The organism is Embleya sp. NBC_00888 (assembly GCF_045207655.1).
In the GTDB taxonomy this organism is placed as follows: Bacteria; Actinomycetota; Actinomycetes; order Streptomycetales; family Streptomycetaceae; genus Embleya.
Window position 1 is genome coordinate 5,160,626 of sequence record NZ_CP108785.1, and the last position, 19,465, is coordinate 5,180,090.

Consider the following 19,465-nt stretch of genomic DNA (forward strand, 5'->3'; position numbering starts at 1 on the left):
CAACCGAACCATAGGAGTCCCTGGCATGAGCGAAACAAGTCGCCGCACGTTTCTCAAGTGGTCGTCAGCCCTGACGGCTGCCGCATTCGCCGCGCCGCTGCTCCCGGCGGCACTGGCCGGGGCCACGCCCGGAACCGCCCCGCCGCTGGATGTGCTGACCAGCGACTGGCTGGCGCCGTCGACTCTCAGGCACCTGCCCGCCATCGGCAACTTCTGGGGTGGCGTCAACGTCGGCCAAAACGTGCTCGGCTTCGAGAACTTCACGCTTCCGCCGTACGCTCAGGGCGGTTCGTCGTGCGACCTCACGGTGGACGGCGCCCCGCTGGTCACGGCCCTCTCGCGTTGGTCGGCCTACGAGGTCCTCCGCAAGGCCACCACGGCCAAGGGGCTGACCGTCCAGACCGCGACCCGGCTGACCTTCGAGGCCAATCAGCTTCTGCTCCAGGTGACGGTGTCCAACCCGACCGCGGCACCGGTCACGACCACACTGTCGGCGAATCTGAACCCCCGCATCCGCAAGAGGACGAACGGCTGGTCCTGGGGCGTTCCGCGCCCCGGCGACTCGAGCTTCACCGGACGCACCGTGGGCACCCCGGCTACGAACGTCATGATCTCCGACAATTCGAGCCCTGCGGTCACCGTCTTCGCCGTGAGTCCCGCGGCAACGCTCACCGCGGCCGGATCCAGCGGGACCGCCTCGTGGGACCTGACCCTCGCCGCGGGCGCGACCAAGACGCTGACCATCGTCATGGCCGTCGGCGACACGTCGACCGGTCAAGCCCTGGTCGCCGTATCGGACGGCCAGAACGTGATCGACGCGGCCAACACCACCCTGCAAAATTTCACGTCCGTCTTCATCACCGCCGCCACCGGGTGGTCGACCAGATGGACTCAAGCCTTCACATCCGGAAACACGCACTTCTCCGGTTCTCTGCCGGTGTTGACTCCGGAGAACACCGCGACCGGAAACGCGATCGCGCGCCTGTACTACATGAGCGTGCTCTCGGTGCTCGCCCTCGAGCGCACCAACCTCGGGCCCGCGTTCAACAGCGTCCTCGGCCGGACCGGAACCTTCTCCGGCCTCGACCGGGTCTACGTCACCGCCTCGCCCGAGTACGCGCCGACCGTCACCTACTTCTGGGACACGTCCTACGCCTCCGTCATCCTGTCGCTGCTCGATCCGACGATCCTGCGGACCATCACCGAGACCTGGATGTCCAAGGACATCTACGGCTGCTACGCCGTCGAGTGGGTCCAAGGCGGAACCGTCGGGCCGTGGTACTCGGCGAACGACCTCACCGTCTTCTCCACCGTCCTCAACTACGTGAACTACAGCGGCGACCTCGCGTACCTGCAGGCAACCGTGAACGGCAAGACGGTTCTGCAACGTCTGACCGACAACTCGACGCACTGGACGTCGCTGGTGCCCACGGGCGGAAAACTCGCCGACTACGGCGCGAATCACAACCTTCTCGAAGTCCTGCCGAAGTACACCAACCAGGTCGCGTCGTTCAACGCGGCGAACGTGTGGATGATGAACCGGGCCGCCGACCTGCAAGCGGCGGCGGGCAACACCACGACGGCCGCGAGCCTGCGTTCCTCGGCGGACACGCTGCTGCCCGAGGTCCTCGCCCTGTATGCCTCCGGTGAGGGCGTCTGGAACTGCAGGCACGCCGACGGGACCCTGGTCACGGTTCGTACCGTCCTCGACTTCGGAATCGGGTCGAACCTCCTGGCCGACAAGCTCACCAGCGCGCAGAAGGCCGAGATGAAGAAGTTCGTCACCGACGAACTGCTCGACGGCGACTGGATGCGTGCACTGTCCTTGAAGGACTCCCAGGCGCCGGTCGATCGGGTCGATCACGGAACGGCCGGCGCCTACGACGCCTGGCCCGCCCTGACCTCGCAGACCTTCGCCCGGTTCGGCGACTACACCGGCCTGCTGAAGCAATTCGCCAAGTTCTCGAACGTGACCGGCAAGGGCCCGCTCAACCAGGCGCACCAGCTGACATACCCCTACACCGGCGTCTCGGTGCCCGACCGGTCCAGCCTCAACCCGGCGCAGGCGTTGACGGTGTCCGCGTGGATCAACCCCGACAGTTGGCCGACGGAGATCTGGCGAGGCAGCATCATCGCCAAGGACACCTGGGCCCAGGGCAACGCGGGCTACGTCCTGCGCGGCGGGGCGGGGGGCCGCATCTCCTTCGCCATCGCCGTCGACGGAAACTGGGCAGACCTGCAAACGACCGCGACGATACCGACCGCGGGATGGCACCACGTGGCCGGCGTCTACGACGGCGCCACGATGAAGATCTACATCGACGGTGTCGAGAAGGCCACGCGAAACCGGACCGGCTCCCTGAGCGCCTCCGGCGCGCCCGTCGCCATCGGCAACTGTCCCTCCGACGGCACCCGCAGGTTCGTCGGAAGCATCGACGAGCCCCGCGTCCACACGCGGGCGCTGTCCGCCGCCGAGATCACCGCCGCGTATCAGGCAACCAATGCGACGGCGGGAACGCAGGACCCCGCCCTCGTCCTGCGGGTGCCGACCAGCAACGGCGCCGTCGTGACCACCGCGGACTCGGCGGAACTCAACCCCCGGCAGACGCTGACCGCATCGGCCTGGGTCAACGCCAGAAGCTGGGCCGCGACGAACTGGCGGAGCATCATCGCCAAGGACACCTCGACCGGAGGCGACGAGGGTTACGCCCTGCGCGGCGGGCCGGGCGGACGCATCTCCTTCCTCGTCGCGGTCGGTACACGGTTCGTCGAACTGCAAACGACCGCCACCGTCCCCACCCGCGGATGGCACCACGTGGCGGGCGTCTACGACGGCGCCACCATGAAGATCTACATCGACGGGGCGGAACGCGCCTCCCGAACCCTCACCGGCGCACTGACCCCCTCGACCGGCGTGGCGGTGCTCGTCGGCGGTACCGCCAGGCCCATCGGCGGCACCCACAAGTTCGTCGGCACCATCAACGAAGCCCGCGTCTACGACCGCGCGTTGACCGCCGCCCAAGTCACATCGAAGTACAAAGACGGTGTGGCCGACGAGTCCGCCGCCGACCCGGCCATGACCCTGCGCCTGCCCTTCGACGAGGGCACCGGCTCGTCGACCACCGAGGCAACCACCGGGACGACGATCCCGATCGGCCCCATGACTTGGTCGACGGGGAAGACCGGATTCGGGAAGGCGCTGGTCTTCGGGGCCGCCTCGACCGCCCCGGCCGTCGGGGTCCCCGCAGAGCTGGTCATGACCTACTACTGCATCTGCGGAGGCAAATTCGCCGACGTCATCATCAGCGACCTGTTCGGCTACACCCCGAACGGCTCGAAGACGGCATTGCAGGACGCCACCGTGTCACGTGGATTCAACGGAACACTGACCGGAGTGATGTTCAAGGGCGTCAGCCACACCATCACCAGCTCTTCGACCGGGCTGTCCATCACCGCGGAGTGACCCTGGCGAGCTTTCGGAGCATGGGCGGGATCCGCGGGCCGATCCAGGAGTCGGCCCGCGGGCGTCGGCCGGTCGGCCGGCCGCGTCGGCTACTTGTACGGCGTGTTTCTGGATCGCCGGGTCGTTGAGGTTGTCCTTGGTGACGACCACCGGGTCGAAGGGCCGGCCCTTGGGGATCGAGCGGTCCCTGTCGAGGTATTTCACGGTGTTCTGCACCGCGAGCTGACCGATGGTGTAAGGGTTCTGCGACACCAGCGCCGTCAGGTTCCCCGCCCGCAGGTGGGTGACCTCCTGCGCGCAGGCGTCGTAGCCGACGACGGCGATCCTGCCGGTCTTGCCGCCCGTACCGCGTTGGTCGGGCCCTCCGCCATGATTACGAGTCCCTCTCTCCTGGATCGGCGACTCGGATGCTCCGCATTCGAGGATAAATCGGGTGTTTCTGTACATGACGAATTCTTGCATACAAGTCGACCAGCATGCAAGAATGACCTCATGAGCATCGAACGGACCCCCCCGGCGAGCGTGGCCGCCTTGGCCTCGGTAGGCCGGTCCCGGCCGCGTCAGCGCACTTCGGACCGCGTCTACGAGGAGCTCGTTTCGGCGATCCGCAATGTGCGGCTCCCGCCCGGGGCGTCACTGTCCGAGACCGACCTTGCCGAGCAGTTGCACGTCAGCCGCACCCCGCTGCGTGAGGCGATCGCCCGCTTGGTCGAGACCGGACTCGTCTCCGTCATTCCCCAGGTCGGGACTCGGGTCGAGCTGATCCGTCTGCACGACGTCGAGCAGGCGCGCTTCGTGCGGGAGAACCTCGAGTCGGCGGCGTTCGCGACGGCCTGCGAGAAGCCGGAGCGTGACGTCAGCGGCTTGCGTGCCCTCCTGGCCGAGCAGCGGCGGTACTTCGAGGTCCACGACGTCGACGGCTTCTTCGCCGCAGACGAGGCTCTGCACGCCCAAATCTTCGACATCAGCGGATATCCGGGGGCCTGGCAGGTCATGCAGCCGATGAAGATGCACCTGGACCGGCTGAGGCGGTTGTCACTCCCCGATCCGGACACCGTGTTGGGTCTGATCGACGAACACACGGCCATCGTCGACGCACTGGAGGCCGGCGACGTCCTCGGCGGGCGAGCCCACATCCGACGGCACGCACGGCGGGCGCTCGACAACGGCCCCGCCCTCCAGGCGCAATACCCCACCTATTTCACCGAATGACGTTCGCGCGGGCCGCGGGTACATCCCCGCCTCGCCCGTGCCAGGACCGGAAGGAGTATCGACGTGACCATACGGATCCCACTCGGCCACGTCGACGAGTACGACGACCGGACCGCCTCCTTCGCGCATCAGCTCGGTCTGAAGGGCGTCCAGTTCCACACCCCAACCTGCTGCGGGGAGACGCCGGGTACTGGGGCCTTACTGAGGTTTCCGGGTCCGATTGACGGTGTGTCATATAGGGGCATACCCGTTGTATGGGGAGCTCGGGAATGTCCTCGGCGGAGCGTGGGCGCCGGGAGGAGTTGCGGTTGCGGGCGGCTGGTTGGTTGGTGGAGGGTGTGTCGCAGGCCGAGGTGGCGCGTCGCTCGGGTGTGTCGCCGCAGGCGGTGTCGGTGTGGCATCGCGCGTGGGTGGACGGCGGGGCGGACGCGTTGCGGTCGGCCGGCCCGCCGGGTGCCCACCGGCGGGTGTCGGACGAGGGGTTCGCCGAGGTGGCGGCGGTGTTGGAGGCCGGTTCGGAGGCGGCCGGTTTCACCGGGCAGGTCTGGACTCTCGCGCGGGTCGGGCGGGTGATCACGCAGGTCACGGGGGTGGTGTACGCGTTCGGCGACGCCGGCACGTGGGGGGACGTTTCGTCGCAGGCGTCCTTCAGCCGCGGGCGTGCCCATGCCATCGGATGCCTCCAAGGCGTCCTCGACGCGCTGGACCTCGGGGCCTGAGGAGACCGGAGACGTTTGTCGCCCCGACCACGCTCATTCACACCACAGCAAGCGATCCCAAAGCCTCAGATGATCGCCGCGGTCGCCCCTCGTGCCGACATCCGGCCCGCCACCCTCGCGGGGACGGCGAGGACCGCCGCGTGCCACACGACCGCCGCCCGCGAGTCCGCGACGACGATGCGGCACTTCACCGTCGATGTGGCACGGCAATGGGGGATCCCCGACGAGGTGCGCGAGGCACTCGGTCTCATCGTGACCGAGCTCGTGGCCAATGCCGTGCGCCACAGCGGCAGTTGCGATGTCGCCTTGATCGTCACCGCGTGCGACTCGGAGATCATGGCAAGCGTCCGTGATTCCGGACGATGGCCCCCGGACCTCCTCCACCCGATCTCCACCCGATCGACCCGGCGAGATCGCGACCTGCGGACGCGGACTGCTCCTCGTCGGCGCGTACGCGGACAGCGTGATGTTCGACCGCAGCTCCCACGGCACACGTGTCACGGCGCGCGTGGTACGTCCCTCCCGCGGTTGCGGCACCTGAGACTCCGCGGGGAGCTACGCGGTCGACCGCGTAGCTGCGGGTCGGCGAGGGAATCGGCGGCCTGGTCGAGTGCCCGGGGAGGCTCCCGATCGCTGCCTCCCGTATGGGTCACCGATCACGCCGGGCACGTGGTCGTCGATTCAGGAAGCCGTCGAAGCCCACGTCGTGGAGGCGGCGGATCGCCCGTGCCGGGTGGTGGTGGTTGCCCCCTCGCCGCTGGTCGGACCGAGTTGGTGGGCGAAGATGGCCGTCCGGTCGTCGTAGACGTCGACGTGACCGAGGGCGAGCCGGATCGTCACGCCCGCACCGCCTTCTGGCACTGTCGGCCGAGGCCTTCGATCTCGACCTCCACGACATCGCCTTCGCCGAGGTAAGGGAACCGGCCGGAGACTGCTACGCCTTCTGGTGTGCCTGTGTTGACGAGGTCGCCGGGTTCGAGCACGGTGACCTGACTGAGCTGGTGGATCAGCGTGGCGACGCTGAAGATCATGTCGGCGGTCGTGGAGTCCTGCCGAGGTTCGCCGTTGACCCGGGAGCGCAGTCCCAGGGCCTGGGGGTCGGGCACCTCGTCGGGCGTGACGAGCCAGGGGCCGAGCGGGTTGAAGCTCTCGCAGCTCTTGCCCTTGGACCACTGACCCCCGCTGGTCTCCAGTTGGAACTCGCGCTCGGACAGGTCGTTGGAGACAGCGTAGCCTGCGATGTGGTCGAGGGCCTGCTCGGGTGAGTCCAGGTAGCGGGCCCGGCGGCCGATGACGACGGCGAGTTCGACCTCCCAGTCCGTCCTACTCGATCCGCGGGGCAGCAGGATCTCGTCGTACGGGCCGACCACGGTGTTGGGTGCCTTGTAGAACATGACCGGGTGCGGCGGCGGAGCGGCTCCGGTCTCGGCGGCGTGCGCGGCGTAGTTCATGCCGATGCACAGCACCACACCCGGTCGGGCGATGGGCGCGCCGATGCGCCCGGCCCGGACGGGCGAAAGGGTGCCCGCGGCGATCGCCGCCCGGACCCGGGCCGGGCCGTCGCCTGCCAGGAAGGCGCCGTCGATGTCGGGGGTCAGCCGGCGCAGGTCGAGGTACTCACCGTCCGGGGCGAGCACGACGGGTATCTCAGAGCCGGGGGCGCCGACGCGCATCAATCGCATGGGGAGCTCCTTGTGCAGGGTTTGGCGGTGCGGTGGGGATTGCGGGCGAGCACGGTCAGCCGGCCAGCAGGCCACCGTCCAGCACGAGTTCGGTGCCGGTGATGAACTCCGCGGCGTCGGACGCCAGGTAGAGGGCGGCCTGGGCGATCTCGTCGGGTCGTCCCAGGCGCCCCATGGGCTGACGGGCGACAAGGCCCGCCAGGGCCTGCTCCGGGTCGTCGGCGGCGGCCAGCAGGCGGCCGACCCAGGGCGAGTCGACGGTGCCGGGACAGATCGAGTTGCAGCGGATGCCGGTGCCCGCGTACTGCACGGCGACCTGCCTGGTGAAAGCAATGACTGCGCCCTTGCTGGCGCAGTAGGCGGCGCGGTCCTTCAGGCCCACGAGTCCGGCGACCGACGCGGTGTTGACGATGACCCCATAGCGCTGCGCCAGCATGGTGGGCAGGGCGAATTTGGTGCCGAGGAAGACGCCGCGGGTGTTGACCGCGAAGACCCGGTCCCACTCCTCGACCGAGCAGGCGACCGGGTCGGTGGTGGAGGACGCGCCGGCGTTGTTGCAGACCACGTCGATTCGACCGGTCTCGTGCACGATCGCGGCCAGGGCCGCCGAGACCGAACCGGCGTCGGTGACGTCGACGCGCAGCGGCGTGGTGCCCTCCGGAACATCGTCGGGGGCGAGGTCGGCAGCGTAGACGCGGGCGCCTTCGGCGTGGAACCGGCGAGCCATCTCGCGGCCGATACCGGAGCCGGCCCCGGTGACGACAACGGTGCGTCCGTCGAATCGCGTGCTCATGCCGCGTCCTTTCCTGGTCGTCCGCCCGGCCACGGGCCGGCGAAGACGGTGTCCTCGGTTGCTTCCAGTTCCAGCAGGCGGTTCCACTTGGCGGTGCGCTCGGACCGGTGGGTCGAGCCGACCTTGATCTGCCCGGCACGCCAGCCGACGGCGAGATCGGCGAGCCAGCTGTCCTCGGTCTCTCCGGAGCGGGCGGAGACCACGGTGCGGTATCCGGCGGTGCGGGCCAGGTCCACGACCGCGCGGGAACTGCCGACCAGCCCGTTCTGGTTCACCTTGACCAACACGGAGTTGGCGACGCCTTCGGTGATGCCGCGCCGCAGCCGCTCGGCGGAGGTGACGAACAGGTCGTCGCCGACCAGCTCGACGCGCTCGCCGAGTACGGCGGTGGCTTCCTGCCAGCCCTCCCAGTCGTCCTCGGCGAGGGCGTCCTCGACCGAGATCACGGGGTAGTGGTCGCACCACCGGGCGATCTCGGCGATCAGACCTGTTGCCGTCAGTTCCCGCTGCTCGCGGGCCAATCGGTAGCGGCCCTCGTGGAAGAACTGCGTGGCGGCCACGTCGATCGCGATCGCGACCTCCGTTCCGGGCGCGAAGCCGGCCGCTCGGATCGCCTCGGTGAGCAGGTCGAGCGCGGCACGGTTGGTCGCCAGAGGAAGGCCCAGTCCGCCCTCGTCGGCCACGAGCACCGCTTGGGCGTGGCCACGTGCCAGCGCCAGCCGGGTGGCCGCTTCGCGGACGGCGACCGCCCATTCGACGGCCTGGGCGAAGCTCGTCGCGCCTACCGGGACGACCAGGAAGTCCTGGACGTCGAGCATCCGGCCGGCGTGGGCTCCGCCGGAGAGGATGTTGACCATGGGCATGGGCAGCAGCAGGGGGCCGGTGTCGGCGGCCAAGTAGCGGGCGAGCGAGGTGCCGTGGGCGGCAGCGGCGGCGAGTTGGGCGGCGAGGGATACGGACAGGACGGCGTTGGCTCCCACGACGGCGAAGGAGGGGGATCGATCGGCCGCACGCAGTGCCGCGTCCACCCGGGTGGGCGTCAGGCCCGTCACCAGCGGCGCGAGCGTGTCGGTGACGTGGCCGACGGCCTTGCGGACCCCGCGTCCGCCGTATCGGCCACCGCCGTCCCGCAATTCCAGCGCCTCGTGGGATCCCGCCGAGGCGCCGGAAGGCACCAGGGCGACCCCTAGGGCGCCGCCCTCGAGGGCCACTCGTGTGGCGACCGTGGGCCGCCCGCGAGAGTCGAGGGCCTCCCAGGAGTCCACCTTCGTGATCAGCATGCGCTCTCCATGATCTTCGCCCAGACCTCCTCGATCGCCGGGTCGTTCGCTTGGAGCAGGTCGAGGGACAGGGCTCGTACCGCCGCGGCGGTCGCCGGGCGGAGGTAGCCGGCGGGCGACAGGCCGTCGACCCGGGCGAGCAGCAGGCAGGCGGTGTGCCAGCCGGTCCGCTCCACCGCCGGCCGCCGCCCGGCGGTGAGAACGGCCCGATGCGCCCGCAGGAAATGCTCTGCGGCGGCGGCGAACTCCGGTGCCCGGTGCGGCAGGTGCATCGCCTTCAGGGCGAGGTGGCACTGAAGGAACGCGAGGTCGAAGACGGCTGCGCCGGCGTGGGCGACCTCGAAGTCGAGCACCATCAGCCCGTCCGGGCCGACCAGGACGTTCTTCGGGGAGAAGTCGCCGTGGGCCAGGCAGTCGCGCCGGCTGCGCAGCTCGTCGGACAGGTCGACGACGCGCTCGGCGACCTGGGGGTGGGCGGCGGCGACCGCGCCGTGATAGGGACTCAGGCGCAGTTGGTCCAAGGCCTCGTAATCGTCGAATCGAGCGGCCACATGCGGGGCCTCCCAGGTGCGGTCCTGCCAGGTGCCGAGCACAGTGCCGAGCACCTGCGCCGTCGCGGCGGTGCCGTGCGTCGGATCGGGTGCCTCGCCGAGCAGGACGGTTTTCCAGGGGAGCCAGTCGGCCGGTGCGGCGGTCATCACGATCGTGTGCCGCTCCCGGTCGGCGTGAACCAGTCGCGGCGTGTACTCCGGAGTCAGGCCGTGGAGGAGTTCCAGGGCGGCGGCCTCGGTCATGGCCCGTTCGGGCTTGGCCGTCCAGTCTCCCGCCACCAGCAGCCGGCTCAGCGCCCGCTTGACTACCAGGCGGGCAGGCGCGGCCTCTACGAGCAACGTCTCCCCGGAGACACCGCCGGACAGGGGGACCACCTGCGGCGGTTGGAGCAGGGCCTTCCGGTACAGGTATGCGACCGGGTCGCGCGTGGGCGCGTCGTGGGAGTCGTAAACGTTGCTCATTCGCTGAAGTACTCCGGGTATTGGGCTCGCAGTTGCGGGCCGTGGTCGAGGGCACGGCGGGCATGGCGGCGGATGCGCGCCCGGCCACCCGAGGTGTCGCCGGCATCCGGCGCGTCGACGATGGCCGTGTGTTCATCGATCAGTCCCAGCACGGTGTCCGGGTCGGGCGGGCTGAGTCGACGCAACCGGCCGAAGTGCATCTTGAGCGGCTGGATCACCTGCCAGGCAGTGTGGTGGTCGCTCGGGGCGAAGAGCTCCCTGTGCAGCGCCTCGTCGGCGGCGAAGAATCCGTCCGGATCGTGATTCGGTGGCAGCGCTCCTGCTCCAGGAGCAGCGCCCGCAGGTTGCCAACATCCCTGTCCGGCATCTCGCAGGCAACGGCGAACGCGGCTGCCTCCAGGCTTTCCCTGACGAACCGCGCCTGCTCTACCTCGCCGAGCCGGATCGGCTCGACCCGCGTCCCCACCTGCGGGACGACGGAGACCATTCCGGCCACCGCGAGCCGGGCGATCGCCTCGCGCAGCGGGCTACGGCTGACCTGGAGCCTTTCGGCCGGCCCGGTCTCGGACAGGGCGGCTCCCGGGGGAGCCGGAACTCGCGGATGGCCGAGGCGAGTTCCGCGTAGTCGAGGTCGGACATCCGTGGCCGGACACGATTCCTGCTCATGGGCCCGAGGGCCTGCACTCCAAGGCTTCGATCTGGTTTCACATTAATATCCTTGCATACTGGCGTTCTTGTATGCAAGTTTTCCGAGGGCGACGCCCTGGCTGAGCCTGGGGAGTGGTTGGGTGGTGGTGTGGGCTGGGGTGTTGCAGTTTGGGTGAGAACGTTTCGTGGGAGTCCGGGCCAGGACCGTGAGGGGCTTGGCCCGGGAGTGTCGCAGTCGTGTCGGCTCGGGTGTGACCGCCGCCCACCCGGCCTCCTACGCCGGCCTCGCCCCGGCCACCAAGTCCTCCGGCACGTCCATCCACGGCGAACACGCCCCAGAACAGGCGGTCGCGGTTTCGGTGTGGGCTTGGAACGCATGGTGGTTCGCCATGCCGCGCGATGACGGCACGGCGGAATCAGCCAAGACCATAGTTCGGGCCGCCGACGTGACAGCAAACCTGCCCTGGTGACCGCAGTCTCGGACAGCTCGCGACACCCGCCGGACCACCACGGAACGCAACACAGGGCCGCGCGCGACGCGTCTCGAACCTCGTACGCACTGCATTAGGTAACGGGGGCGCGGGCCCAGGAGGATCACCTTGTCCGCTCTTGTGGCGGGTGGGCCCGCAGCGAGGCGGATGCCGCGCAGGAGCGTGCCGAGGGCGCAGGCGAGGTCGGCCTCGTGTTGTTCCCGGTCGCCCCGCCGGTCGACATCCGCCTGCACGTGCCGCCACACGTGAACGTCGAACGGCACGTCCACGTGGTCGCGGTGGATCCACGCGTGCCGCCAACTGGACAATGTCGTTGTTTCTCGCGGCGGGGTACTGCCGTCCATACCCTGTGAGCAGGGGATCTTTCTTCTCCGGTACCGGATCGGTACTGTGGTGGCATGCCGGCTTTGAACATCGATTTCAGCGAAGAGGAACTCGCGGAGCTTCGCGCGACCGCCCACGAGCGCGGGGTGACCCTCAAGGGCTTGGTCCGCGAGGCCGTCACCGGGGACCTCGATCGACACCGCGCGCTGGCCCGGATGGCCGACGTCCTGGACACGTTCGTACGCGAGAACGCGGCCGCCTTCGACGAGGCGTTCCCCGAAGACGCCCCGACCGAGGAACAGCGGCGCCGACGCGGAGCCGCCTGAACCCCATGGAACTGCACATCGATCTGCGGTGGCTCCTCGAACGCCAAGCCACGCTCCTGCCCGACGGCATCGACGTCCACGACTACTCCGGCCTGGTCGCCGCCATCGCCCGCCACCGTGTCAACACCCCACGGCTGGGCGAGGACGCCGACGCGGCCTGGCGCGCCGCCGCCCTCCTGCACACCCTCATCCGCCTGCACCCCCTGCCCGCCCGCAACGCCCTGTTCGCGTGCGGTGTCGCGGTGGCGTACATGGCGGCGAGCGGCGACGGCGTCGACGCCCCGTACGGGGCACTGATCGACCTGGCCCGAGCCGTCGACACCGGCACCACCGACGTGTACGCCGCTGCGGAACTCCTGCGCTCCTGGCGGATCTGAACGCGACGCAAACCCCGAGGATCCGGGACGGCTTCGATCACCGGCCGGTACGAGGTCGACACCGATGCACCGGATACAACCCTGTGACCCGGATGACCACATCGACCCGGTCGGGCCGGCGGCAGCGGAGTGGCTCAGCGGACGGCGCGCCACCCCGGGCACAAGGGTCGGGGCGTACCGCGTTCGCGGACGCGCGACGTGTTCGGAGCTTCAGTCGGTCTCGGCCCCCAAGGGCCCGCCGTCGAGGAGGCACTACGCGGCGCGCGGGTGCTCGCCCACGAGTACGACGACCTGGACGTGGTCGCCGCCCGCGAGTACCTCGCCCGCGAACGCGCCGACACCCCCACCACGCTCGAGGCCAACCGCCTCGGCCCCGGGGGGTCGACCCTGTCGCGGCACGAGCGTGCCGCGCGTGAACCCGGCTCCACCGACGCGATGTTCCTCGCGTTCCCCCATGCGGTGCATCGCTTGTCCCGGCTGGTCAACGACCGTCGGATCGAGCCGCGCGGGGCCCTGGTGTTCGCCTGCCTGCTGCACATCACCGGCCGGGAGGAGGGGTCCGGCTTCCGGTGGTGCTTCGCCGCCGGGGCCGGGAGCCACACCGCCGCCTACCGCCTCTACCTCGACCACCGCACCCGCGGCGAGATCCGCGACGCCCACCACTGGCTCGCCCGGTCCCACCACCTCGCCCGCACTCCTGCCGCCGTCGACCCCCACGACGCCCGCGACCTGCCGCTCCTACCCGAGGACGCTCGCGCGGCGATCCTCGAACAGTGCCGCCGCGGCGACCTGCCCCGCCTGCCCCACGCCCTCGAGGCCGTCGTCCACCGACTGCGCGTGGAGGACGACGACGAGGACTACGGCGATTCCCCGACCCGGCGAAGACCTCCACCACGCCCTCGCCGCAGCCGGGACCGCCTGCGGTTGATCGAAGTGCCCGCACGGTAGCCGGTGCGGAGGCGTCGCGGAAGGACCGGCTCGTTGTCGGTGCCGAGTAGTGGCGCTGCGACTTCAGGGCGAAGGACGACGAGGGCCGCAGGCGAGATTCCCAACGCCGGGACCTCATCGCCTGGGAACGGCCACCAGCGCGCGTACCGGCTCAGGCAGGCAGTGGTCTCCTTCTCCGGCAGGCCCAGGGCGCGGCCGATCGTCTCGACGTCGTGCTCGTAGCGTGCGGACGTCGCCGCGCAGGGGCCGACCTCCGCGACGGTCGTCCGCAGCAGTCGTACCGCGCGCAGCGCGACCAGCGGCGCGTCGTCGGACAGCGTGTCCAACCGTTCCTCGACCTGTCGGAACAGTCGGGCGACGTCCTCGGGCAGCGGTACGGCGGCGTGCTCGACCTCGCCGACGTGCGCGGCCCAGTCCCGCTCGCAGACCGCCGGATCCGGGTCGCCGCCGAAACCGGGCTGTTGCGAGAACTCCCCTTCGCCGGCGTACGGATCGGCGCCCCGGTGACCCGTCCGGGCAAGGTCGTATGCATCGGCCTGAACTACCGCGACCACGCGCAGGAGACCGGCGCGCCGATTCCTTCTCGGCCGGTGGTCTTCCTGAAGGACCCCGCCACCGTCGTCGGCCCACGCGACACGGTCTCGATCCCTCGGGGCTCGACGAAGACCGACTGGGAGGTCGAACTCGCCGTGGTGATAGGCAAACGGGCCAGCTACCTCGACTCGCCCAACGACGCCGCCGCCCCCGTGATCGCCGGATACACGATCAGCAACGACGTCTCCGAGCGCGAGTTCCAACTGGAGTACTCCGGACAGCGGGACCTGGGCAAATCCTGCGAGACCTTCAACCCGCTCGGCCCCTGGCTGGTCACCCCCGACGAGGTCGACCCACAGTCGCTCGCGCTCCGCGTGTCCGTCGACGGCGTGCCGCGCCAGCACGGCAACACCGAGAACATGATCTTCGACGTGCCGTACATCGTCTGGTACCTGAGCCAATACATGGTCCTCGAACCCGGCGACGTCATCAACACCGGAACCCCGACCGGAGTCGCCCTGGGGCTACCGGACACTCCATACCTGCGCCCCGGCGACGTCGTCGAACTCGAGATTGCGGGGCTGGGCACTCAACGCCAAGTCTTCGAACAGGCCTGAGCCGACAGTGGCGCACCGACCGTGACCGGACCGTGGCGTGGATCGTGTGTGGCGTACCAGCAGCAACGAGGCGCATGTGGGCAACCGCCTACAACCCGGCGGTGGCCGCGGCCACCGAGATCAAGCAGGGCAACCTGTCGATCAAGGTGGCCGCCATCGACGACGGCCCGAAGATCCCGGCCGGCATCTCCGACGGCTCGGTGTCCGCGACCGTCGCGCAGAACCCGGCCGGCCGGGCACACGTCGGCTCGGCGGGCGCCGAGCCGCTTGTAGGCCCGGGAATGCACCGCGCGCTCCCGGCGCCGTGATCGACTCAGGCTCCTTCGCGGTCACCCGGGACGACGTCGGCACCTACGACGCCGAGCGCCAGACCAAGACCAACCGGCTGATGAACGGCTTCAAGACCTCGGTCCGGTCCCGCCCCTGAGACATCTCGCCTTCCCACCACACCGCACGCGCACCCACACCCACGACCCCGGAGACCCCATGACCAGGATCATCAAGACGAGTGCCTTCACGCTCGACGTGGAGGTGGAAACCGAACGCACCGACGCGGTACAGGCATTCGTGAAGCAGGAAACCGTCTTCGTCGAGTTGACCACCGACGACGGGAACATCGGCACCGGCTACTCGTACACGATCGGCACCGGCGGAACCTCCGTGCTCGCGATACTGCGCGACCACTTCCTGCCCCGGCTCGCCGGACGCGACGCCCGAGAGATCGAACGGGTGTGGCACGACCTGTTCGCGGCCACCCGGGCGACCACCGTCGGCGCGATAACCTCGCTCGCGCTGGCCGCGGTGGACACCGCGCTGTGGGACCTGCGCTGCCTGCGGGCCGACGAGCCACTGTGGCGGATGGCCGGCGGCTTCCGCCCCGAAGTGCCGCTGTACGACACCGAGGGCGGCTGGCTGCACCTGAGCACCGACGAACTCGTCGCCGGGGCGCTGGCCTCACAGGCCGCCGGCTGGCAGGGCGTCAAACTCAAGGTGGGCCAACCCAGGATCGAGCAGGACGTCGAACGCCTGCGCGCGGTACGCGAGGCCGTCGGGGACGGGCTCGACATCATGGTCGACGCCAACCAGTCGATGACCGCGGCCGAGGCCCGCCGCGCACCGCACGTTCGTCTCGCGCCTCGATCGCGACTGCGCGCCGGACCGCCTCCTGAAGGGCGAGACCATCGCGGGGGACGAGCATGCGGTGGCAGCCGGAAGCGATGTGGGTGCCCGGCGATAGGTTCGCGGCGCACCCGCGGAACGAGAGGCGTGTCATGGGCTTTTGGGGCGAGTATGTCGTGGCCCGCAGTGCCCGGTCGTTGTCGGAACTGGAACCGCTGAGCGCGGGCGTCTGCCGGGATGGCGACGAGGGATGCGTCGGTGTACCCCTCGTCCACGGTGACGGCCGGCAGACGGTGGTCGTGCATCACGGACTGCCCGGCCACACACCGCAGACGCTGCGAACGCTGGTGGGGCAGACCGGCCGTCCCGCGCTGGTTGTGTACATCTGCGACAGCGACACCGGGTTCGTCCAGGGTTGGTCGGACGGGGCCGGCTTGTTCGAGACCTGGTTCACGCCCGAACTCGCGGCGGACTACGAAGTCCCGAACGACATCTGCTACGAGGACGAGACCGGGATGCCGGGCACGGCCTACCAAGCCGCGTGGGACGCGGCGCACAGCCGTATCAGGGACGAGATGCCGCAGCGGGCCCGCGAGGCCTGCACCTGGGCGGAGGCGGCGGGTTGGCGCCCCGAGCCCGCGAAGGTGCTGGAGATCCTGTCGGCGGATCGCCTCGAGTTCGCCGAGCACCACTTCTTCGAACTGCTGCGCGCTATGGGCCTGCCGACAGCCGACGGCTGACCCCTGGGAACGCGATACGGCGGGGGCGTTCACCAAGGTGTGCCGAGCGCGAGGATGTCGGCGGACCGGCCGACCCGGAACGCCCGTCCACGTCGACGAATCCCGCCTGTCCGAGGCATCGGAGGCGTGGATCCCCGTGACCACCGAGTTCGGAGACGGCATCCTCGTGTGGCCCGACTCCGACTGTCATCGTCAGCCGCCGTATCCACGCGGTGCCGACGGCCTCGAATGCGCCGCGCTCGCGTCGCCGGCCGTGTGTCGGTGATCGATGCGAACATGCGCGAGAGAGTGAAGCGAGAGGAACGGCATGGGCAGCTGGGACATCGGCCCCTTCGACAACGACATGGGCGCCGACTTCGCCGACACCCTGGACGAAGCCCCCGAAACGGAGCGCGAGAACGTCCTCCGCACCGCGCTCACCTCCACGATCGCCACCCGGGGCTACCTCGACGCCTTCGAAGGGGCGGAAGCCGTCGCGGCCGCCGCCCTGATCGCGGCCCAATGCCCGGGAGGAGCACCGATCACCTCCTCCCACGGCCCCGAGGAATCCATCCCGGTACTCTCCTTCGACCTGCGCGCCCTCGCGCTCGACGCGCTCGACCGAGTCCTGGCCGAAAACTCCGAACTCGCCGACCTGTGGGACGAGACCGGCGACGGTCCCCGATGGCGGCGAAACATCACCCACACACGGCGGATCTGCGCCGGCGCCGAGACCCGCCCGGACGGCACGTGATGGCACCGACGTTGGGCGAAGCCGTGGAACAACTCGGCGATGCGCGTTCCGCCAAACGGCGCTCGGCCGCGAAACGCCTGCGCCGGCTCGCACAACCGGCCGCGGGCCCGCCGCTGCTGGACGCCCTACAGCGGGAGGTGCGTGATCGTCGCACCTGGGAGACCCAATACCAGCTGGTCATGGCCCTGGGGGCGTGCGGCCACCGGCCCGCGCTCGAACCGCTGCGCGAACTCGCCCGACGGCACTTCGACGCCAACGCGGTGTACGACGCCCTCGGCGACGCCATCGTGCGACTGAGTACCCTCGAGGACCCGGCCGGCGCTTTGCGTTGGTGCATGGACAGCGGCACCGCGGCTCTCGCCGACGGCGCCCTGCGCGCCGTCGCCCTGCAACGCCTGCGTCTCGACCCACAAACCGTCGACCACCTCCTCGACTTCCTCCACCCCCTGGGACCCCACGACGGGCTGCGCTTTTGGGCGGCGGCCGCCGCGGCGGGCTGGTCCGGCCCTCGGGTCCGGGAGTTCCTTCGAGGCTGCGCGGCCGGCCCCCGCGCGGACGTCGCCGCCGCGGCCGCATCCTCTCTCCGGGGCAGATACCAGACCTGGCGCCCCGTGTGGAACCGACGACCGAACAGGCGCCCCACGCTCACAGTCGCCGGTGGCGAGCAGGACGCCGAGTGTCGCGCGGATGTCAGGTCGCCTGTGCCCGGTAGCGGTCGTGGGCTTCGCGGATCATGGCCTTGCTGCGGGCCCGTGACTCCGCCGCCAGGTACAGCGATTCGAGCAGCGCGCGGTAGCGTTCGACGTCCTTGACCCGGCTCAGGTAGGTGGCCGCCTCGACGTGTTCGAGGTACACCAGCTCCTGCAGACCGCCGTGCGCGAACCGCAACAAGGTCATCGAGGACGGCGGGGTCAGCTTCGCGGACTTGGCGAACCGCACGATCCGCACCTGGATCCAGCGGCGTTCGATCGCCTCCAGCAGGAACCGCATCTGTCCGGCCATCACCGCCGGCCCGCCCACCGGACGCTCCAGCACGCTCTCGTCCAGCAACGCGATCAGCATCTGCGTGCGTTGACCGTTGCCCAACACCTCCTGGCGGCCGCGCCGCAGCGCCACGCGCTGGTCGATCTCGCCCGGGTCCGCGTCGGGCAGGCTGTTGCGGATGACCGCGCGCGCGTACTCCGGGGTCTGCAGCAGGCCCGGGACCACGTGGACCTCCCAGGTGCTGATCCGGGTGGCCGACTCCTCCAGGCTGATCAACCGCCGCAACCAGCCCGGGGTTACATCGGCGTACCGGTGCCACCACGGCTTCTGGACCGCCTTGCGCAGCAGGTCCTCGACGGTCGCCAACGTGCCCGGCTCGCGCACCCCGTAGGCCTTGAGCAGTTCCATCACGTCGCGGTGCTTGGGCGGGCTCTCGCCCCGCTCCAGCCGTGAGATCTTCGACGTGGACCCGTGCACGACGTCCGCGGCGGCCTTGAGCCCCATGTCGCTCTCCAGCCGCAGGTCCCGCAGCATCGACCCCAGCACCTTCACCGCCGCGGCCGGCCGATCGGGCAGCGGATCGGGACCGGCCTCGCGGGTGGCGCTCGTGGCGGGGTCGGGGGACAGGGACACGCGGCGACTCCCAGCGGAACAAAAGGGGGGTGTACGCGCCAGTATTCCAAAGGCGCACACCCCCGTCCGCCGATCACACGATCACACCGCAGCGGTGCCTATTCGAGAAGACGGTCGAACTCGCCCGCCTTGGCCCCGGCCACGAACATCGCGACCTCCGCCCTCGTGTATACCAACGCCGGCCCCTGCGGATCCCACGAATTCCGCACCGCGACACTACCACCGGGCACCACGCCCAACTCCACACACTGACCCGTTGCCGAACTTGCCGCGCTCTTCACTCACTCCGTCACACCCAACGAAGCCGCCGGCGCACCGTTGACACCCTCGCGCACGTCCATCACCACTTCCTCATCCGCCGATCCGCACGCCTCGAAGGGAGGCGCCGCGCCGCCGTGCAACGCCATATGCAATTGCACGGGCCGATTGGGACGATGCTAGTCACGGAAACAGGGGAGCGAAGTCTCCCGAAAGGGTGGCGACTTCCCCACCGGCGAACCGTTCCCGTGACGCGGTCGAAAACGATCACGGGCCACTGGGACCGCGAGCGCCGGGCCTTGCCGACCGGGACCCCATCATCGGCCGGGGCAGGCCGTCCTACCCGCGCGCCGGGCACCTGTTCGGGACCGGGTCTGCCCGCCACGACCCGCACGGCATGGGGTTGTACCCCCGGCAAGGCCCGGGGGATACGGGAGTCGTCGTGTCACGGCCGTGCCGGCACGGACCGGTGACGTGGTCACCGAACGGAACGACGGTGTCGCCCGGTCACGGTGTGACGGCCGCATGGTCCGGGACGACACCGACGACGGGTTTCGTCGACGGGAGGCAC

General features: G+C 69.9%; 24 protein-coding genes and 2 pseudogenes. 15 read left to right on the forward strand and 11 right to left on the reverse strand.

Features of this window, described 5'->3' with window-relative positions; all coding sequences use genetic code 11:
- Positions 1–25: 25 nt before the first annotated feature.
- Positions 26–3,463: a LamG domain-containing protein gene (locus OG948_RS56895; protein ID WP_331772935.1), complete on the forward strand. Its 3,438-nt coding sequence runs from the start codon at positions 26–28 to the stop codon at positions 3,461–3,463.
- On the opposite strand, the gene OG948_RS56900 is transcribed toward OG948_RS56895, so the two are convergent.
- The gene (locus OG948_RS56900) at positions 3,365–3,910 is read right to left on the reverse strand and encodes a hypothetical protein (protein ID WP_331772936.1); all 546 of its coding nucleotides are present in this window, start codon (positions 3,908–3,910) and stop codon (positions 3,365–3,367) included. The genes OG948_RS56895 and OG948_RS56900 overlap by 99 nt on opposite strands.
- Before the next feature lie 45 nt (positions 3,911–3,955).
- Between OG948_RS56900 and OG948_RS56905 the strand changes: the two genes are divergently transcribed.
- The 3 genes and pseudogenes from OG948_RS56905 to OG948_RS56915 form a co-directional block, all read left to right on the forward strand.
- The gene (locus OG948_RS56905; protein ID WP_331772937.1) at positions 3,956–4,675 is read left to right on the forward strand and encodes a GntR family transcriptional regulator; all 720 of its coding nucleotides are present in this window, start codon (positions 3,956–3,958) and stop codon (positions 4,673–4,675) included.
- A 269-nt stretch (positions 4,676–4,944) separates the two neighbouring features.
- Positions 4,945–5,394, forward strand: a complete 450-nt coding sequence (locus tag OG948_RS56910; protein WP_331772938.1) for a helix-turn-helix domain-containing protein — start codon at positions 4,945–4,947, stop codon at positions 5,392–5,394.
- Between the two features lie 177 nt (positions 5,395–5,571).
- Positions 5,572–5,721: pseudogene (locus OG948_RS56915) on the forward strand (ATP-binding protein); the annotation flags it as partial.
- Between the two features lie 354 nt (positions 5,722–6,075).
- Here the strand turns inward: OG948_RS56915 and OG948_RS56920 are convergent.
- From OG948_RS56920 to OG948_RS56950, 7 genes are read right to left on the reverse strand one after another with little or no spacing between them, the layout of a single operon-like run.
- On the reverse strand, positions 6,076–6,234 hold the full coding sequence (locus OG948_RS56920; protein ID WP_331773674.1) for a hypothetical protein: 159 nt from the start codon (positions 6,232–6,234) through the stop codon (positions 6,076–6,078).
- Entirely contained in the window at positions 6,231–7,076 is an 846-nt protein-coding gene (locus OG948_RS56925) for a fumarylacetoacetate hydrolase family protein (protein WP_331772939.1), read from the reverse strand. The genes OG948_RS56920 and OG948_RS56925 overlap by 4 nt, the downstream gene beginning before the upstream one ends.
- A 55-nt stretch (positions 7,077–7,131) precedes the next feature.
- Complete coding sequence (locus OG948_RS56930; protein ID WP_331772940.1) at positions 7,132–7,869, reverse strand: glucose 1-dehydrogenase; 738 nt, start codon at positions 7,867–7,869, stop codon at positions 7,132–7,134.
- Positions 7,866–9,149: a phosphopyruvate hydratase gene (gene eno / locus OG948_RS56935; RefSeq protein ID WP_331772941.1), complete on the reverse strand. Its 1,284-nt coding sequence runs from the start codon at positions 9,147–9,149 to the stop codon at positions 7,866–7,868. Before eno ends, OG948_RS56930 begins: the two co-directional genes overlap by 4 nt.
- Positions 9,143–10,162, reverse strand: a complete 1,020-nt coding sequence (locus OG948_RS56940) for an aminoglycoside phosphotransferase family protein (protein ID WP_331772942.1) — start codon at positions 10,160–10,162, stop codon at positions 9,143–9,145. Before OG948_RS56940 ends, eno begins: the two co-directional genes overlap by 7 nt.
- The gene (locus tag OG948_RS56945; protein WP_331773633.1) at positions 10,159–10,476 is read right to left on the reverse strand and encodes an FCD domain-containing protein; all 318 of its coding nucleotides are present in this window, start codon (positions 10,474–10,476) and stop codon (positions 10,159–10,161) included. Before OG948_RS56945 ends, OG948_RS56940 begins: the two co-directional genes overlap by 4 nt.
- Entirely contained in the window at positions 10,377–10,733 is a 357-nt protein-coding gene (locus OG948_RS56950; protein WP_331773634.1) for a GntR family transcriptional regulator, read from the reverse strand. Before OG948_RS56950 ends, OG948_RS56945 begins: the two co-directional genes overlap by 100 nt.
- 328 nt (positions 10,734–11,061) lie before the next feature.
- Between OG948_RS56950 and OG948_RS56955 the strand changes: the two genes are divergently transcribed.
- From OG948_RS56955 to OG948_RS57005, 11 genes and pseudogenes are all read left to right on the forward strand, one after another.
- Positions 11,062–11,280, forward strand: coding sequence for a hypothetical protein (locus OG948_RS56955; RefSeq protein ID WP_331772943.1), 219 nt, complete (start codon positions 11,062–11,064; stop codon positions 11,278–11,280).
- A 419-nt stretch (positions 11,281–11,699) separates the two neighbouring features.
- Entirely contained in the window at positions 11,700–11,951 is a 252-nt protein-coding gene (locus OG948_RS56960; RefSeq protein WP_331772944.1) for a hypothetical protein, read from the forward strand.
- Between the two features lie 5 nt (positions 11,952–11,956).
- Complete coding sequence (locus tag OG948_RS56965; protein WP_331772945.1) at positions 11,957–12,328, forward strand: toxin Doc; 372 nt, start codon at positions 11,957–11,959, stop codon at positions 12,326–12,328.
- 198 nt (positions 12,329–12,526) lie between these two features.
- Positions 12,527–13,276, forward strand: a complete 750-nt coding sequence (locus OG948_RS56970; RefSeq protein WP_331772946.1) for a hypothetical protein — start codon at positions 12,527–12,529, stop codon at positions 13,274–13,276.
- 383 nt (positions 13,277–13,659) lie between these two features.
- Positions 13,660–14,427, forward strand: a complete 768-nt coding sequence (locus tag OG948_RS56975; protein ID WP_406300932.1) for a fumarylacetoacetate hydrolase family protein — start codon at positions 13,660–13,662, stop codon at positions 14,425–14,427.
- Between the two features lie 74 nt (positions 14,428–14,501).
- Positions 14,502–14,735 carry a hypothetical protein gene (locus tag OG948_RS56980; protein ID WP_331772948.1) on the forward strand — a complete coding sequence of 78 codons (234 nt, stop codon included), beginning with the start codon at positions 14,502–14,504 and terminating at the stop codon, positions 14,733–14,735.
- Positions 14,732–14,854: a hypothetical protein gene (locus OG948_RS56985; protein ID WP_331772949.1), complete on the forward strand. Its 123-nt coding sequence runs from the start codon at positions 14,732–14,734 to the stop codon at positions 14,852–14,854. Before OG948_RS56980 ends, OG948_RS56985 begins: the two co-directional genes overlap by 4 nt.
- A 59-nt stretch (positions 14,855–14,913) precedes the next feature.
- Positions 14,914–15,540: pseudogene (locus OG948_RS56990) on the forward strand (mandelate racemase/muconate lactonizing enzyme family protein); the annotation flags it as partial.
- A 203-nt stretch (positions 15,541–15,743) separates the two neighbouring features.
- Entirely contained in the window at positions 15,744–16,286 is a 543-nt protein-coding gene (locus OG948_RS56995) for a hypothetical protein (protein WP_406300808.1), read from the forward strand.
- A gap of 37 nt (positions 16,287–16,323) precedes the next feature.
- On the forward strand, positions 16,324–16,551 hold the full coding sequence (locus OG948_RS57000; RefSeq protein WP_331772951.1) for a DUF6210 family protein: 228 nt from the start codon (positions 16,324–16,326) through the stop codon (positions 16,549–16,551).
- 42 nt (positions 16,552–16,593) lie between these two features.
- Positions 16,594–17,019, forward strand: coding sequence for a DUF4259 domain-containing protein (locus OG948_RS57005; protein WP_331772952.1), 426 nt, complete (start codon positions 16,594–16,596; stop codon positions 17,017–17,019).
- A 125-nt stretch (positions 17,020–17,144) separates the two neighbouring features.
- Here the strand turns inward: OG948_RS57005 and OG948_RS57010 are convergent, their stop codons facing one another.
- The 3 genes from OG948_RS57010 to OG948_RS57020 all read right to left on the reverse strand — a co-directional run bounded on the left by OG948_RS57010 (position 17,145) and on the right by OG948_RS57020 (position 18,917).
- Complete coding sequence (locus OG948_RS57010) at positions 17,145–17,462, reverse strand: hypothetical protein (RefSeq protein ID WP_331772953.1); 318 nt, start codon at positions 17,460–17,462, stop codon at positions 17,145–17,147.
- A gap of 247 nt (positions 17,463–17,709) precedes the next feature.
- Positions 17,710–18,636, reverse strand: a complete 927-nt coding sequence (locus tag OG948_RS57015; protein ID WP_331772954.1) for a helix-turn-helix transcriptional regulator — start codon at positions 18,634–18,636, stop codon at positions 17,710–17,712.
- Positions 18,637–18,734: 98 nt separating this feature from the next.
- Positions 18,735–18,917, reverse strand: a complete 183-nt coding sequence (locus OG948_RS57020; RefSeq protein ID WP_331772955.1) for a DUF397 domain-containing protein — start codon at positions 18,915–18,917, stop codon at positions 18,735–18,737.
- Positions 18,918–19,465 lie beyond the last annotated feature (548 nt).

What these genes read in the sequence shown, in the direction of transcription:
- OG948_RS56925 (WP_331772939.1), bottom strand. Translation starts at nt 7,076, where the DNA reads ATGCGATTGATGCGCGTCGGCGCCCCCGGCTCTGAGATACCCGTCGTG.
- OG948_RS56905 (WP_331772937.1), top strand. Translation starts at nt 3,956, where the DNA reads ATGAGCATCGAACGGACCCCCCCGGCGAGCGTGGCCGCCTTGGCCTCG.
- OG948_RS56930 (WP_331772940.1), bottom strand. Translation starts at nt 7,869, where the DNA reads ATGAGCACGCGATTCGACGGACGCACCGTTGTCGTCACCGGGGCCGGC.
- OG948_RS56900 (WP_331772936.1), bottom strand. Translation starts at nt 3,910, where the DNA reads ATGTACAGAAACACCCGATTTATCCTCGAATGCGGAGCATCCGAGTCG.
- OG948_RS56965 (WP_331772945.1), top strand. Translation starts at nt 11,957, where the DNA reads ATGGAACTGCACATCGATCTGCGGTGGCTCCTCGAACGCCAAGCCACG.
- OG948_RS57005 (WP_331772952.1), top strand. Translation starts at nt 16,594, where the DNA reads ATGGGCAGCTGGGACATCGGCCCCTTCGACAACGACATGGGCGCCGAC.
- OG948_RS56940 (WP_331772942.1), bottom strand. Translation starts at nt 10,162, where the DNA reads ATGAGCAACGTTTACGACTCCCACGACGCGCCCACGCGCGACCCGGTC.
- eno (WP_331772941.1), bottom strand. Translation starts at nt 9,149, where the DNA reads ATGCTGATCACGAAGGTGGACTCCTGGGAGGCCCTCGACTCTCGCGGG.
- OG948_RS56895 (WP_331772935.1), top strand. Translation starts at nt 26, where the DNA reads ATGAGCGAAACAAGTCGCCGCACGTTTCTCAAGTGGTCGTCAGCCCTG.
- OG948_RS56910 (WP_331772938.1), top strand. Translation starts at nt 4,945, where the DNA reads ATGTCCTCGGCGGAGCGTGGGCGCCGGGAGGAGTTGCGGTTGCGGGCG.
- OG948_RS56960 (WP_331772944.1), top strand. Translation starts at nt 11,700, where the DNA reads ATGCCGGCTTTGAACATCGATTTCAGCGAAGAGGAACTCGCGGAGCTT.
- OG948_RS56980 (WP_331772948.1), top strand. Translation starts at nt 14,502, where the DNA reads ATGTGGGCAACCGCCTACAACCCGGCGGTGGCCGCGGCCACCGAGATC.